Source organism: Methylomonas sp. (assembly GCF_023228165.1).
Lineage (GTDB): Bacteria > Pseudomonadota > Gammaproteobacteria > Methylococcales > Methylomonadaceae > Methylomonas.
This window is the reverse complement of the sequence record NZ_JALOBS010000025.1, coordinates 36,443-52,243: the sequence shown is the minus strand read 5'-3', so window position 1 is coordinate 52,243 and position 15,801 is coordinate 36,443. Positions and strand designations below refer to the sequence as shown.

The 15,801-nt window shown below is 50.6% G+C and carries 11 protein-coding genes and 1 pseudogene; 9 read left to right on the top strand and 3 right to left on the bottom strand.

Annotated elements, in window-relative coordinates:
- Nucleotides 1-13 precede the first annotated feature (13 nt).
- The 3 genes from M0R33_RS17600 to M0R33_RS17590 all read right to left on the bottom strand — a co-directional run bounded on the left by M0R33_RS17600 (nt 14) and on the right by M0R33_RS17590 (nt 2,274).
- Nucleotides 14-811, bottom strand: coding sequence for an alpha/beta hydrolase (locus tag M0R33_RS17600; RefSeq protein WP_292572253.1), 798 nt, complete (start codon nt 809-811; stop codon nt 14-16).
- A gap of 284 nt (nt 812-1,095) precedes the next feature.
- Nucleotides 1,096-1,755, bottom strand: a complete 660-nt coding sequence (locus M0R33_RS17595; protein ID WP_292572250.1) for a DUF2076 domain-containing protein — start codon at nt 1,753-1,755, stop codon at nt 1,096-1,098.
- Nucleotides 1,756-1,800: 45 nt separating this feature from the next.
- A complete protein-coding gene (locus M0R33_RS17590) occupies nt 1,801-2,274 on the bottom strand; it encodes a hypothetical protein (protein ID WP_292572247.1) in 474 nt (157 codons plus the stop codon).
- 557 nt (nt 2,275-2,831) lie between these two features.
- On the opposite strand from M0R33_RS17590, the pseudogene M0R33_RS17585 reads away from it, so the two are divergent.
- From M0R33_RS17585 to M0R33_RS17545, 9 genes and pseudogenes are all read left to right on the top strand, one after another.
- Nucleotides 2,832-4,730, top strand: a pseudogene (locus M0R33_RS17585) (GspE/PulE family protein).
- Nucleotides 4,731-4,745: 15 nt separating this feature from the next.
- Entirely contained in the window at nt 4,746-5,582 is an 837-nt protein-coding gene (locus M0R33_RS17580; RefSeq protein WP_292572245.1) for an HDOD domain-containing protein, read from the top strand.
- Between the two features lie 297 nt (nt 5,583-5,879).
- Nucleotides 5,880-7,751 (top strand): diguanylate cyclase, encoded by a 1,872-nt coding sequence (locus M0R33_RS17575; protein WP_292572243.1) that lies wholly within the window; start codon nt 5,880-5,882, stop codon nt 7,749-7,751.
- 756 nt (nt 7,752-8,507) lie between these two features.
- Nucleotides 8,508-9,224 carry a DUF2490 domain-containing protein gene (locus tag M0R33_RS17570; RefSeq protein WP_292572240.1) on the top strand — a complete coding sequence of 239 codons (717 nt, stop codon included), beginning with the start codon at nt 8,508-8,510 and terminating at the stop codon, nt 9,222-9,224.
- Between the two features lie 254 nt (nt 9,225-9,478).
- Entirely contained in the window at nt 9,479-9,706 is a 228-nt protein-coding gene (locus M0R33_RS17565; RefSeq protein ID WP_292572239.1) for a hypothetical protein, read from the top strand.
- A gap of 124 nt (nt 9,707-9,830) precedes the next feature.
- Entirely contained in the window at nt 9,831-11,297 is a 1,467-nt protein-coding gene (locus M0R33_RS17560; protein ID WP_292572236.1) for a carbohydrate porin, read from the top strand.
- 651 nt (nt 11,298-11,948) lie between these two features.
- Entirely contained in the window at nt 11,949-12,875 is a 927-nt protein-coding gene (locus M0R33_RS17555) for a YfdX family protein (RefSeq protein WP_292572233.1), read from the top strand.
- A gap of 348 nt (nt 12,876-13,223) precedes the next feature.
- Nucleotides 13,224-14,582, top strand: a complete 1,359-nt coding sequence (locus M0R33_RS17550; RefSeq protein WP_292572230.1) for a TolC family protein — start codon at nt 13,224-13,226, stop codon at nt 14,580-14,582.
- A 101-nt stretch (nt 14,583-14,683) separates the two neighbouring features.
- Nucleotides 14,684-15,793, top strand: a complete 1,110-nt coding sequence (locus M0R33_RS17545) for an efflux RND transporter periplasmic adaptor subunit (RefSeq protein ID WP_292572227.1) — start codon at nt 14,684-14,686, stop codon at nt 15,791-15,793.
- Nucleotides 15,794-15,801: the final 8 nt, after the last annotated feature.

Sequence of the window (15,801 nt, the reverse complement as noted above, 5' to 3'; positions counted from 1 at the left end):
TATGTCTCCATGATTACAGCTGCAAAAAACCGGCAATCAGAGCGTTGACTTGATCGGCATGGGTAACCGGCGCGGCATGTCCCGCCCCCAAAATAATTTCCAACCGTCCATTAGCCAAGCTTTGCGCCAATTCACCGGAATGCGGTAAATCGATAATATCGTTTTCGCCCGCTATCACCAGGGTAGGCGCGCCGATCGCTTTTAAATCGTCACGGCTCAGTCGCGGTTCGCTACGCCATATGCGGTTGAGCTGCGCTTGCAGCCCGGCATGACGTTCGTAAGCCCCCGACCACCAACTACGCAATGCTTCGAACAACGGGTTACGCCATACCCGATTGTCGAGTCGCGTTGCCTGCCCCTGTTGCTCAATCAGCAAACCGGAGGGATGAAAATTGGCGCTAATGGCTACGATCCTGTCCACGCGTTGCGGCGCCTCCAACCCCAATAACAGCGCAATGATGCCGCCATCGCTCCAACCGACGATGTCGGTGCGCTGAATCCCCAAGCGGTCCAGTACCTGCAAAGCGTCATGCGCAAAGGTTTCATATTTCAACTCGGCATGACCCGGGGTAGATTCGCCGTGACCACGGGTATCGATCAACACCACTTGCCGGCCGGCGTTCACCAGCGTGGGGATTTGCGAAAACCAGCTGAGTTTATTGCTCAATCCGCCATGCAACAGCAAAACCGGCTTCCCCTCGCCATAAACCAGATAACGTATCTTAGCGCCGCGAGTTTCGATATGGCCGGTTTCCTTCGCCGCCGCAGTTGTGCATCGCCAAACCAGATAATGCAAGAAATTCACTGGCATCGGCTTGAGTCCGATAACAATCCAGATTAGGCAGCCTAGTATCAAGATCCAGCCGGCATGCCACGGCCATTTCATGGTAAGCGAGATTGGATAAGTTTATCTTGGCCGAGGAATGCTTTGTCGGCGAATTGACGATTGAGAACAGCAACCGCGACAAACAATAAAAGTAAAATAGGCATGGTCTTACTCCGAATCATTGCCGGCCGGGTATATGAATGACACGTTCAAACCGATTCAAGCAGCAGTGGATTGGCAGCTATTACCCGCCAATCCACTGGATAGGGTCAACCCCAATCGGAATCGCCATCGTCGTAATAGTCATCGCTGCTGGCCAGATAATCATTGCTGTCACCGTTATCGGCCAACTGTTCTTCGTTATCGCCGTAATAATTATTGATCACAGTCTGTTCCGGCTGCTGATCGCCAGCGGCTTGCTGTCCCCAGCCGGCGGCGGCTTGCTGATGCCCCAACAGATTTTCGATACCCTGAAACAAAAACGATCCAGCCACCACACCCGCTGCCGTAGTGGCGACATTGCCCAAAAAGCCGGAGCCGAACCCAGCCCCGGACGCTGGCGGCGCCTGCCTAATTAAGTCCTGTCCGGAAAGATTAGCGGCATTGGGAACGCGGTAATGCTCCGCGCCCGGCACCCCCGCGGCAGGTTTGGCCGGAGTGGACCAAGGGTCATGATTTAAAAACCCGCCCGAGGTTGAGCCCGTGCTTCTTTGCTGCAACTGATTTCGCAGCTCGGCAATTTGCGTCTGCGCCGTTTGCAAGGCCTGGTTTTGCAACAGACAGCGCTGTACCAATAAATACGCAGCATCCGGTTGATTAGCAACAGCCGCTTGAATCAATCGCTCCGCCTCGCTGTCTTTTTCATGCAGTTTAACCTCACCCAATTGCTGTAAAAATTGGCTAAGTTGTAGTGTTTCCTCGGTATTCATTCAGTCAACTCCAAACAATGCGAAATCGATTCTATAGACATGGCTTTAAGGTGTTAGCGGTTGTTTATCTAATAGTTCTCCGTCGCCGGAAACCGACACCTTCCAGTCCGTACCCGCCGCATGCAGATAAATTTCATACTCTTCGCCCACCCCATTAGGATTGCCGATCAGTTCGGCCTTTTTAAACTCGTGCTGCGGAAACTCCCGTTTCAATACAGCAGTAACTTGTGGATAAATTTCCTGGAAATCTTCAATCAACAGTTCGTTGGTAAGCAGATGGCCATGAGACGTAAATAATTCCAGGATAGGTTGCCCGGTTTCGTCTTTGTAACCGACCTCCAATAATTGCTGGCCAAAGTGGGTTTCATGGCTGGCCCGCAGATCGTAAGCGGACGGATGCCGTTTCAAAATATTCTGACTGACTTTTTCCGGAATACTAACCGGATGGCTATCCGCATGGCCTAGCGAGGCAAGCGAAAAAGTAATTGCCGCAAAGCTTGATACTAAAAATGGACGCATAAATTCCTCATCAGGTATTAAAAATAATCACCGTGACTTGCTTAGACGGTAGCGATTGAACATCGTTCGCGGTTACTTAACAAGTACGCAGAAATTATGCCATGCGTTTGGCATCGGACAATGGCTCAATTGGGCCATTTTTTGGCTCAACCCTCGAAAATGAACGGCTGAATTCAACCTTTGTGCCGGTGCATTTAAGCCGATCACAATCGGCAAGATTTAACCGTGCCTGCTATCGGCAACAACTGAGTACCGTTTTGAGTAGCGAGTCTTTACTCAGTCGCGTTTCAAAGCATCCGGCGGTGTTGGGTGGGATGTAAAACTGCCCAGCGACAACTGGCCTTTTCGGCAAAGTTAATTGACGCCAGGCAAAAAATTATAAATTTGACGGCGTAATAATTGACGATGTAGTGCGATAAATCGGGTTGGCGTTTATAGAGCCATGCAACCTTTGTAAGCGGGACCAATCGTCTTATCCTATTGATAGCGGTGCTATTCAGCTACAATTACACTGAACTTAACTTTGATTAAATAACAAACGCCACAATAAAGTAGCCATGGAGCCCAACAACACCATCTCCCCGGATTCAGAAACCACCTTCCGCGATAGCTTTTTGGATATATTGATCGAACAAGGCGTAATCGATCCCGACAAACTGAAATACGCGCGACGCGTTCAGGCAAAACTGGAGTTTCCCAAACCCATATTAGTTGTGCTTTGCGACTTGGCATACGTCACACACAGCAAGCTCGTAGAGATTTTCCGCAGCCAACCGATTAAGGTCAAGCTGGGGTGTTTCCTGGTGGAATTCGGCTTTATCAGCAGCACTGACCTTCAGCAAGCTTTGGCGATTAAACAGCAAGATGGCAAGCACAAGAAGTTGGGCGAAATTCTGGTGGAACGCAACCTGATTTCCGAAACCAAGATGCTGGAAGTCTTGGCGAATCTGAAGGGAATTCCCGTCATCGACCTCAGTGTGGCCAGAGTCGATCAGACGCTGATGTCGAAACAGATGCTGAAATCAGCCACTAAACACTGCTTTGTGCCAATCGAAAAACAGACGGACGGCATCTTGGTGGCTTTCGGCGACCCGTTGGACAGCGAGGCGATAGAAATTGCCCACCATGTTCTCGGTGCCGAAATTTTACCCGCAGTGGGACGCTATTCGCAGATACTGCGATTTCTGCTGAATTATGAGCGGAACACCAACTACGATAAAAAATCGATCACCGATCAATCCGTAGTGGCAATTCTCAATCAAATATTCGACGACGCCATTCAACAGGAGGTCAGCGATATCCACATCGAGCCGTTGGAACTGAAACTGCGCATCCGTTTTCGTATCGACGGAATGATGGTGCATTATCGTGACTTTTCGCCGAAATTTGCACAAGCGCTGATTAGCCGAATCAAGGTACTGGCGGGTGCCGACATTGCCGAGAAGCGGCGGCACCAAGACGGGCGCGTGCTATACGAACAAGCTGTCACGAATCATGTTATCGACATGCGGGCTTCATTTTTCAGTACCATCAATGGCGAAAAAGTGGTTCTGCGCTTGTTGAACCGCAAGACGGAGTTGCTTGATATTCACGAAGTCGGTATGGCTCCTTTGATGCTGGAACATTTTATCCAGGATTCTCTAGACGTACCGACCGGGGTGGTCATCGTCACAGGGCCTACCGGATCCGGCAAAACCACTACCCTCTACAGCGCTCTGGATTATCTAAATGCGCCGGAAGTCAGCATCGTTACGGCGGAAGATCCGGTCGAATACGTGATCGACGGGATCGCTCAGTGCTCGATCAACCCGAAGATCAATTTGACCTACGAGGAAACCTTGCGGCACATCGTCAGGCAGGATCCCGATATCATCGTACTGGGCGAAATACGCGACCGGTTTTCCGCCGACACCGCAATCTAGGCAGCGTTGACCGGCCACAAAGTATTGACCACCTTTCATACCGAAGATAGCATTGGCGGCCTGTTACGGCTTCTTAACATGGAGATCGAGGCTTTCCTGATTTCTTCCACTGTCGTTTCCATCGTATCTCAACGCCTTATACGCCGGGTATGCCGCAACTGTTCAGAGCCAGTGGCGCCCGACCCGACCTTGCTCCGCCGCTTGGACATCACGCCTAACGAGTTGAGCGGCAGCACCTTCTTACTGGGCAAAGGCTGCGACAAGTGCCGCTACACCGGCTACCTTGGCCGGGTTTGCGTATTCGAACTCTTAACCATGAATGAAATGGTCAAGGACGCGATCCTGCGCCGCCAGAGCTCTTATGAAATCCGCCGGATTAGTCTGGAAACCGCCGGTTTGGTAACCTTGCTGGAAGACGGTTTGGTCAAAGCAGCAGCCGGAATTACCTCGTTACGAGAAGTTATCCATCACTTACCCCGTTTCAGTAAACTTCGCCCCCTTTACGAACTACGCCGCCTACTGGGCAGCCGCTAAATTAAAACCTCCGATATGAGCGAAAAATCACTTACGGATTTGATCAATGAAGCCATCGAATCAGGGAGCACGGCATTGCCGGTGTTGCCCCAAGCCGTCGGCGAACTCCGCAATGCTTTAAAAGACGAGAACCGATCCATAGACGCCATCGCCAAACAAATCGGCATGGATGCCAGTTTGGCTAGCCAAGTTCTTAGAGTTGCCAACTCATCGTACTATGCCGGCTTGAGTAAGATAAATACCGTCAAGGAAGCTATAGTGCGGCTGGGATTAGCCCGCGTGGTACAGATAGCTACGCTGGTCATGCAAAAAGGGCTTTTTTCTTCCAAGAATCCGGAAACCGAGCAATTCATGGTCAAATTATGGCAGCACAGCGTGGCGGTCGCCTTAGGCAGCGAGTGGCTGGCAAAGCGACTAGCTTTCGATGCGCTCGCCGAGGAAACCTTTATGGCGGGATTGTTCCACGATATTGGAGAGCTTTTGTTGTTTAGGTGTATTGAGGATATGTGCGAAAAGAATCCGGCCTTGAATTTACCCCAAGACTTGATTCACGAGGTTATCATTCGCCAGCACGAGGAAAAAGGCGCTTGGTTACTTAAATCGTGGAATCTTCCGGAAATATATTGCGATATCGCGGGGAAACACCATCACCTAATGACAGAAGAAACCGGCACGATTGAACTAATGGTCAGGGTTGCCGACATGGTGTCCTACAAACTGGGCATTACACTGCGGCCGGACCCCAAACTCGTCGTTTCGCATAGCGAGGAAGCAACCCGCCTTGGACTATCCGAAGTCACACTGGCCGAACTGGAAATCGCTTTGGAAGATACTTTAGCGTTGTCGAACTAGAAGTCTATCGGATTTCAGCAGCCTAACGCGACTTGCAGTCCCAGCAAAAATTCGCCTGTCGGGAAGCCCATTGTAACGCTGCACAAACGCCCCGTGGCAAAACGCCTTAAGGCGCCGAAACCGGCCACTAAGTACAGGATCAAATCAAGCTGCATCTCCATCATAACCACCATTCAGCCTCGGTAGACTAACGCCAAATCGAGGTGATGCCAAACGGACCAGGAGACTGGCAGAGAACTCGATAATTGAAATTTTCACCACAATAACTAGTGTCTATTTTGAAAAGAGAATAATTTTATGCGCAGTGAATTTAACTTTCAGGAGTTCAAGGCGACCGAACGCCTGCCAACGCCGTCCGGTACCGCATTGGCCATCATGCAACTGATGCAACGGGATGATGCCGATGTCCATAAACTATCCGAATTAGTCAAGGTAGATCCGGCCCTGACAGCACGCATCCTCAGTTTTGCCAACTCGGCGGCATTCGGCGCTCACCGGCCGGTGGCAAACATCCATGATGCCGTAATCATGCTGGGTATGCAGTCGGTGCGCAATTTTGCCTTGAGTCTGTCTTTGCTAGGCAACCATAAGAACGGACAATGTCCCGGGTTTGATTACCGCCTATATTGGGCGCAGGCTTTGGCCATGGCTGTTGCTATTGCTACCATCACCAGTCGGGAAGGTACCGTTGCGCCGGATGAAGCCTTCACCCTGGGCTTGTTGTCGGATATCGGCAAACTAACCCTGGCCACCGCATGGTCCGATCGTTATGGCGAATGTCTAAAATCGGCGCAGGAAGGCAACTTGCTGCAGTTGGAACGTGAACGTTTTGCGGTAGATCATCACGAGCTCAACCTGCTACTGTTGCGGGACTGGGGCTTGCCGGACATATTCGTCAATGGACTGAAACTGAGCTTTGCACCCACCACGGAAGTCTCGCGTGCCGCTCGCCTTGCCGAGCAACTGACTTTTGCCCGGCAAATTGTCCGCTACTTACTCTCCGATGATGTCCAGCGCGCTTTGCTGATGCCGGAGTTGCAACCGCTAGCGCAACACCATGGTGTCGATGCCAGCATGGTTGAAGCCTTCATTGCCGAAATCGAGCAACAATGGCAGCAATGGGGCAAGCAAATCGACATAGACACCCAGACCCAGATGCGCACTCAGGCGCGTTTGCCTCTGCCAGATGGTGCCAAAAATGGCCGCGCCGACTTGTCGGGGCTGGATATTATAATGGTCGATGATGATCCGTTGCTGCTGGCACACCTATCAAAACAGCTGACAGCGGCCGGTCATCGTGTCGTAAGTTTTCGCGATGCCGAAACGGCATTGAAGCAAATTCTCGAACAGATGCCGCAATTACTGATCACCGACAGACACATTAAGTCCATGGACGGGCTGAGCTTGTGCAAAACCCTACGCCGTTCGACCTTCGGCAAAAATCTGTACATCATCATGCTAACTGCGGCGGAAACCGAAGACGAGCTGGTGGAAGCCTTCGATGCCGGCATTAACGACTATGTCACCAAACCGGTCAGTCTAAGGGTTTTGCTGGCCCGAATCTACGCCGGGCAACGTATCGTCATGCTGCAACGAGACGTGGAAAAGGAAAAACAGGATATCGAACGTTACAGCGCCGAACTGTCCGTCGCCAACCGCCGCCTGGCTATGATGGCGAATACCGACATCCTGACCGGCCTGCCCAATCGCCGTTATGCCCTGACACGCCTGGAACAGGAGTGGGCGACAGCACTGCGCTATCGCCGGCCGTTCAGTGTATTGATGCTGGACCTGGATTTTTTCAAATCCGTCAATGACACTTTAGGCCATGATGTCGGGGATATGGTGCTGACTCATGCCGCTAAAATCATGAAATCGGCAGCTAGGACCAGCGATATCGTCTGCCGTTTCGGCGGGGAAGAGTTCTTGGTGATTGCCACCAACACCGACGGGGCCACTGCCGTATGGCTGGGTGAAAGGATACGCAAGGCCATAGAGACGCATCAACCACAAGGGCTGGCTTTGAGACGGCCCATCACCGTTAGCGTGGGCGTGGCTGGCTCCGTGGGCGACAAGCCGGGCTGTCAAGCCTTGATAACGCTGGCCGATAAAGCCTTGTATAAAGTCAAAGCCAGCACACGCAACGCGGTGCAACTGGCACCGTTGTAATTTGTACAAGCGCATGTGACCGTGTTGCCTGTAACGGCGTCGAGCGCAAGAGGAGAACGCTGTGTGCGTATAGCCCATTGCGTTGCTATAAACAAAAATGGCTTTAACTTTAGAAATTTACAGCCTCGCAAATTGCGGTTTACACGGAAAGTTTCCCCCCCATTTGCTGATTTCTTTGATTACCGTTGCAACTGGCATTGCAATGTAAAATTGGCTGTTAGTCAGTAACATTCCAATCGCCCCCAAGCCTATGGACCGCCTCTATTATATTCATTCAGAATGTTTTGCTTGTCGCAATTGCTTATTTTTTGATTAAACGCGCTTATAACTAGCGATTGCACGTAGCCGAGTGTTATTTTCAAACGATTTTCGGTGCAGAAAAGCTTAATATGCCCCCCGTACCCCCTAAAAACGACATACGCAACGATATCTGAAGCCCCCGCATCCATTTCAGCGGCTAAGCAAAAATTCTAACAAAACTTGATTACAGTTTAAAACCACCGCTTTACAACGGTTCATAAACACCGCTTTGACTGCGGAAAACCACCTAAAGCCTCGGCAGACCCGGCCATAATCACTTGGCACATTTTTGGCATTGCATGATTTATGTCAGTCGTTAGCGAGGGCGATGGATAGTCCGGTAAACATTCAGCGCTAGCGACTGCTTTTAATTAACAGCAGTGATTTAGCCAGCTTTTATGGAATGAGTTTTAGACAAATTCATTATCCGCGGCTCACAATTTTTAGAGGTAATCGATGCGTAATAAACTTTTAACCACATTAAAAATTTTGCCTTTACTGGCTACGGGGTTTGCACCCGTCAGTCACGCAGTGACCAACGATGTGGGCGGCACTTGGAGTTCGTTAACTTTGTCGGGTAGTCTGGATAAAATATCGCCAAAATTAAAGAGCTTTCGTTGGCTGGTCATGAATCAAGCCAGAACCCAGGACGATAATCCGGGCGGCAACCGTTTCTCGGAAAACCTGTTGTTTGCCCAAGTAGGCTATGACGTCACTAAAAATGCCAGTTTCTGGGTCGGCTATACGCATGACTGGCTTCATCCGCTGGATAAACTGGCTTATCAGGAAAGCCGGCCTTACGAGGATTTTTTGTGGAACTCCAGCTTGAAGGATTTACGCTTCACGGCCCGCACCCGACTGGAACAACGCATTAGACAAGGTACCGGCGATGTAGGCGTGCGCTTGCGGCAATTGTTTCAGCTCAGTTATCCGCTGGCGTTCATAAACGAAGACTTACGTATGTATGCCGGCGAAGAAATGCTGCTTTATGTCAACAACAATAGTTTCGGCCGCACCGGTTTTAGCGAAAACCGCGCCTTTGGCGGATTCAACTATCAAATCACCAAACAGCTGGGGGCCGATTTGGGGTACATGGGCCAATACGTGTATAGCAAAGCCGGCAATAACTTGTTCACGCATAACGTGCAGTTCAATCTAAGCTATAAATTTTAAATCGCGTCCAAGACTCGGCCGTCAGGCTTGAGAAGGACCCCCTGTCTCGACCGGTCCGAATAAATATTTGCTTAGACGATATTAGTGTATAGAGTTAGTTCCCGCTGAGGTCACTGGTGACCGGCATCGGTAATTTGATGCCGGTTTTTTTGGCTCATTAGTTAAGACTCGGTTTACCGATGCCAAAACCTTAGTGGCGTTTCAACAATACGCCCGACACATGCTAAAAACGCCGGACACAAGCAGGCCCAATAGTGCAAAAACCATCTAGCTCATTGCTCGCCTTTCTCGGTGGCGCGGATGTTCGCCGGCCTGTAGCCTATTTCCGCGCTCAGCGCCATAATCCCTGCATCAACAACGTCGACCCCACCAGCAATTATGCCGGTGTGAACGATTTTCAAACCTGGATTTGCGCTATCGCTATGCTATTGGGACGGTTGGAGGTGTTCACTTTACTGCTGCTGTTCACCCCCGACTTCTGAAAAATTGAAGCGCGAGAAGACCGGGCCGAGTGTAGTCTCGATCGAAACCGGGTCGGCGGCGCGGCGCTCGGGCCCGCGCTTTACCCATTAACCCAAAAGGCTTTTCTACAGCGAGAATATGCGAATGTCGGCAGTTTTATCCAGAACACGATTATTCCTCGCTTTCATATCGGCGGTATCTTGGCTAATAGTAGAGGCATCCGCGCCGCCGGTGCAGGCTGCCGAGCAGAGCGATCGCTTTTCCCTGATGCAGTCGTTAGCCGATTCGGACTGGCACGCTATGCAGGATGAGCGTTGGAACGCCTATGCGCAAGCCACCTATATCTCCAGCTGGAAACCGGCGTTTCCAGCTGCCTATACCAATCTCAACGGCAGTCCGCATTCCTTGTCGCCCGACGCCGAACGCAGCTTTACCGGCACCGTCACGGCTTATTTCGGCTTAAAGGCCTGGACGGGGGGCGAGATTTATCTGGCACCGGAGATGATCTCCGAGTTACCGCTGTCAGGTCTGAAAGGCCTGGGCGGCAGCATCCAGAATTTCGAACTGCAGAAGAACGGCTCGGCCAGCGCCACTTGGTACAAATCGCGTTTTTATCTACAACAAACCTTTAATTTCGGAGGCGGCGAGCAACATGTCGAATCGGGTCAATTGCAATTAGGCGGATATAAACAGAATCGACGGCTGGTTGTTACCGGCGGCAACCTGAGTGTGTTGGATATTTTCGATAAAAACAACTATGCCGCCAACTTGCGCCAGCAGTTTTTCAATATGGCTTTTCTGGCCAACGCCGCTTACGACTTTGCCGCCGATGCGCGCGGCTATAGTGTGGGCCTGGCCGCCGAATATTATTACGACGACTGGACCTTCAGGATCGGACGCTTCGCCACCCCACAAAACCCCAACGACTTGCCGTTGGATTTTAGATTATTCAAATACTATGGCGACCAAGCGGAACTGGAACATCGGCATGTTATTTTTGATCAACCCGGTGCAATCCGGGTACTGGCCTACCGAAACCGGGAGCATATGGCAAGCTGGAACGACGCCATTGCCGCCCTGCAAACCAATCCAGCGCAAAATGCCGCAAACTGCGCCACCTTTAGCTACGATTCCACCAATAGTAATGCTCCGGATCTTTGTTGGGCGCGAAAAGCCAATGTCAAAATAGGCATGGGTCTTAATCTCGAACAACAAATTCGCGAGGATATTGGCGTGTTTCTGCGCGGGATGGTCAGCGATGGAAAAACAGAGGTGTATTCCTACACCTCGTCGGACCGGTCATTATCGTTCGGCGCGCAAATCAGCGGCAACCGTTGGGGTAGGCCCAACGATGCGCTAGGTATTGGCTATGCCGGTAACTGGTTGGCAAGCAGTCATGTGGCGTATTTAAACTTGGGCGGGGTAGATGCGTTTATCGGCGACGGCAAAATCAATTACCGGCCGGAGCAAGTAGTCGATCTTTACTACAAATTCAATTTGCTGAGCTTTGCCTGGATGACGCTGGACTATCAGCATATTGCCAACCCCGGCTACAACGCCGATCGTGGACCGGTGCATGTTTATGGCGTGCGAGCCCATTTTGAGTTTTAACCGCTTGCTAAAAACCTACAACAGCGGGGGATGGTTGTTTGCATCGGTCGATTCCGCCAAGGTTTTCGGCAACAACCAAGCAACTGTGTTCAAAATCAAGCTGGTTTTGCAAAGCCAGGGTGCCATTTGCTCTTGGTTTTCGCCAAAGAATTTAGAGTAATCAATAGCTTTGTCATGCAGGCAACCCGAGCTACCTTTTTGAGTTTCCCCGAGCGATCAAGCGTTGATAAAACGCCTTGATGGGTTTGTTATAAGGAACCGCACTAAATGTCGCCGTGTAGAGTGTTGAGCGTATCTGCATTCGTCCGCCAAATATCACCCTTTTCCTGGTTAATTATTATGGGCATTTATATCGCCCCCATCCGCATGTTCCTCTGGACGTATCCGGAAAAATGAAACATTTGCCGTTTAACCGGCAAACTCAATTTTGATAGGGCCTTGGTTGAAAAACCCAAGCTGATGGTGGATTTAAACATGCGGCTTATGCACAACGACAGCAATTTTCTAGTAACCCATTGTTAACATTAATTTATTTTCAATCGCCGAACATGGCCCGATAGCTGCTTTATGTTCACTGCATTGCCTGATGAAGCAAAGCCTGGGCTCTTGCGTTTCCAATATCAGGTCATCAGTCTTTATAAGGAGGACACTATGCATACCATTCATAAGCTTGCAAGCTATACGGCTTTGATTTTAGTTTCATCACTACCGCTGTCTTTTGACACACTGGCCGACGCCGAGAAAAAAAGCCAGAAGGCTTCTTCCGTCGCCAGTAATAAAGCCGTGGCTATCAACAAGCAAAAAGTACTGTCCGAAAAACTCCAAAATCTTATCAACGAAGCCAAGGGGTCTTTATCCGGCACCCAACAGGCATTGATCAGTTTAAGTAATAATGATCCCAAAGCGGCTCGGGTACTATTGCAAGACGTATTGACCAAACTGGATATCTTGCTGGTCGAGCATCCCGCCATGGTTCTTGTGCCCGCGGATGTGGAGGTCGACGTGGTCGATTATGTGGGTGACGCCAAAACCCTGGAGAAACAAGTCAAGCAAGCCGACAAATTACTTGATGGCGGTCATTTACAAGACGCCAGACAGCTATTAGCTGGACTAGCCAGCGAAATGCGTATCACCACTGTCAGTATCCCTCTAGGCACTTACCCTGCCGTGATTAAAGCCGCGATCGCCCAAATCGATGCCGATAAAAACGTTGAGGCGCAAAAGCTATTGGAACAAGTATTGGACACCCTGGTTGAGGAGATAGAAGTGACCCCGCTGCCGGTTTTGCGGGCAGAAGCCTTTTTAAATAAAGCCTCGGAAATTGAGCACCAGCAAGACATGGCAAAAGCCGACAGCCGGGCTGAAGTACTCAAGAACACAGCGGCGGCCAAGGACGAACTGAAAATTGCCGAACTATTGGGTTACGGCAGTCAGGATGATTTTGCCTTACTGTATACGGTAATTGACGACTTAAAAGATGAAATGCATACCGAAAAATCGTCGGCAACGTGGGGAAAAATAAAAAAGGCCTTAACCAATCTAAAAGACAAAATGGTCCACCCCGGTCGGTCCAAATAAACCGTTAAACAGTAATTCCGGCGCTGACTTATTCATTCAGCGCCTTTTTTATGTCTAATACTTTTCCGGTCGACCAAGTTAAGCAAGCGAGCCATTTTACAACACTGCCAGCGGTTCATTTGCCCCGCAAACATTAGCATTCGGCCTACTTTTCTGGTTGATACAAACAACCCAACTTTTTTGTTCGCCAGCTTAACTCGGGCGTTGATTCAATCAACGATAAAACATAGTTTTATATCTTATGTATCAATTAGTTGGACTGATGGATATAGCACCCGTTTTTACACTTTCCGACTGGTCTGGCTTTTGCAGAGAATGAATAAACAATCTAGCGTAGGAGCTTGATGCATGCCCAACATAGCTGTTCGCAGCTCATTCTTTGCAATAGTACTGGTACTAAGCAATCTACTGACGAGTCAGGCACATGCCGAGCAAACCCCCATTTCAGTGGACGAAGCATTGACCCTATTCTATCAACGCAACCTGGACCTGCTGGCTGCACAATACAATATCGACCAAGCCAGAGCCGATGAAGTCATCGCATCGGCCATACCTAACCCGACCCTGGGCTTTCAACTTTCCGAACTGGCCAACAACCTAAATAAAGGCTCCAATGCCAGCGGCTGTAGTCATGACCCCAAGGTGTCTTGCGGACCGGCTGAATACTTTTCGTTCAGCCAATTAATCGAAATGGCCGGCAAACGCGGCTTGCGCATGGAAAGCAGCGGTTTTGCCACCCAAGCCGCGGAAAGCGATTTAAAAGACGCCGTGCGGATTTTTTCCAACCTGGTTCGTGATGGCTATTACGACCTGCTGCAAGCGCAAAAAAACCGTTGGTTGGCGCAAGAAATTGTCGATCATTACCAAGACATCAGCAAAGCCAATCACTTGCGGCTAAAAAGCGGCGATATTGCCGAGTCGGATTTTTTGCGGGTTAGAATGGAAGCCATGCGCGCCCAGTCCGACCTGGACGCCACCCAAGCCACTGTTGAACAAGCACAAGCCGCTTTTGCAATGATTTTGCGTTGGCCGGATAAAGGCATGCAGTTTGTGGCCAAGGAAGAATGGCCCGACAGCCAAGCCTTAGGCCCAAGCCTAGCAGCCGATGAACTCATCACCCAAGCCTTACAGGAAAGACCGGATTTACAAGCAGACAAACAACGCAAAGCGCAATCCGAAAAGGAACTGGAGCTGGCCCGCCGCTTGAAATACCCGGATGTGACCCTGACGGCCGGTTATGCCCGCGATCCGAGTAATAATGCCCTTAATTCCGCCTTCGTCGGCGTCAGCGTACCGGTTCCGTTGTTCTATCAATACCAGGGGGAGTCCGATAAAGCCGCCGTAAACATGAACCAAAATCAACTGGCGGTAGAACAAACGGAACTGGGTATTCGCAATGAAGTGGTTGGCGCACTAGCCTCATGGACCAGCACGGACAAAATCGTGCAGCGTTTCAAAGCGGGTTTACTGGATGATGCATTAGCAGTCAGAAACAGTTCCGAATTGGCCTACAGTAAAGGCGCCACCAGCGTTTTGGATTTTATCGAGGCTCAACGCAGTTATAAAAGCATCATGCACGATTACTACGCCGCCCTGATCAATCGCGCCAACGCCTACTACGATCTGGCTAAAGCACTGGGCGTGGAACCTAACTCGGATAAACCTGCCCCGGAAACGATGCATTTCACACCAACGACGCTGGAATAAATTCAAGATGCACTGCCTCAACATCCTCGCACACTGAATCAACCTATATGAAACATGCCTCGCGCCGAATTAAACGAATATCCGCTTTAAGCGGGCTATTTTTGATCCTACTAGTAGCGGGTTGCTCGGATTCCAGCGATGGCGCCAAGCCGGTTGCCAAGCTGCCCAGCGTGCCGGGCGAAGTGTTTCTGGCGGCCGATTCGCCCAAAAAAGCCTATGTCAAAACAGCGCCTCTGACGCTGTCTCGACACCCGTTGCTGCAACCCTTGGCGGGCAAGGTGACGTATAACGAAAACCAGACAGCAAGCATTAGCTCACCTATCGCCGGTCGGGTGATGGGTACGCCTATCGCCTTGGGTACGCACGTTCAAGTAGGCACCACCTTACTGGCGTTAAATAGCCCGGATGCAGCAGCCGCGGAAGCCGATTTCGTCAAAGCCCAGGCGGATTTGACCTTGGCCAGTCATGCCTATAAAAGACAACAAGAGCTCTTCGCCGGCAAAGCCATCGCGCAAAAAGAACTGGAGCAGGCGCAAGACGCTTTAAGTTCGGCCCGCAGTGAATTGCAGCGCAGCCAAAATCGCCTGAAAAATCTACAATTACCTGTCCAACAAAGCAATGGCCGTTTTGCCCTGCGTTCGCCACTGGCAGGCATTGTAGTGGAAAGGCGTGTCACCCCTGGCATGGAAATCCGTCCCGATTTGGACTCACCCTTATTCGTGGTCTCGGATATCAAAAAACTCACGCTGCTGATGGAGGTTTTTGAAGTCAACTTAAGCAAAATCAGAATCGGTCAGTCGTTATCGGTTTCCGTGCCCGCCTATCCCGGGGAAACCTTTCCCGCCACCGTGCACTACATCGGCCAAGTACTGGATGAAGCCACCCGCACCGTACAAGTGCGTTGCGACTTGCCCAATCCGGACAGTCGCTTATTACCCGGCATGTATGCCACCATCAACGTCGATAGCAACCCGGATGATTTGGGCATTATGGTTCCTTTAGCTGCCGTATTCACGGAAGGCGAAGCGAATTACGTGTTTATCCAGTTGGAAGACAATCACTTTCAGCAACGCAAGGTGGAACTGGCTTTACGCTTAAAGGACAAGGCCTTGATCACCTCCGGCGTCAAACCGGGCGAATTACTCGTCACGGAAGGCGCGTTGATGCTGCGAGCCGAAGAAGAAGTCGACTCTGACACCGCCCAACCCTAATCTCAGGC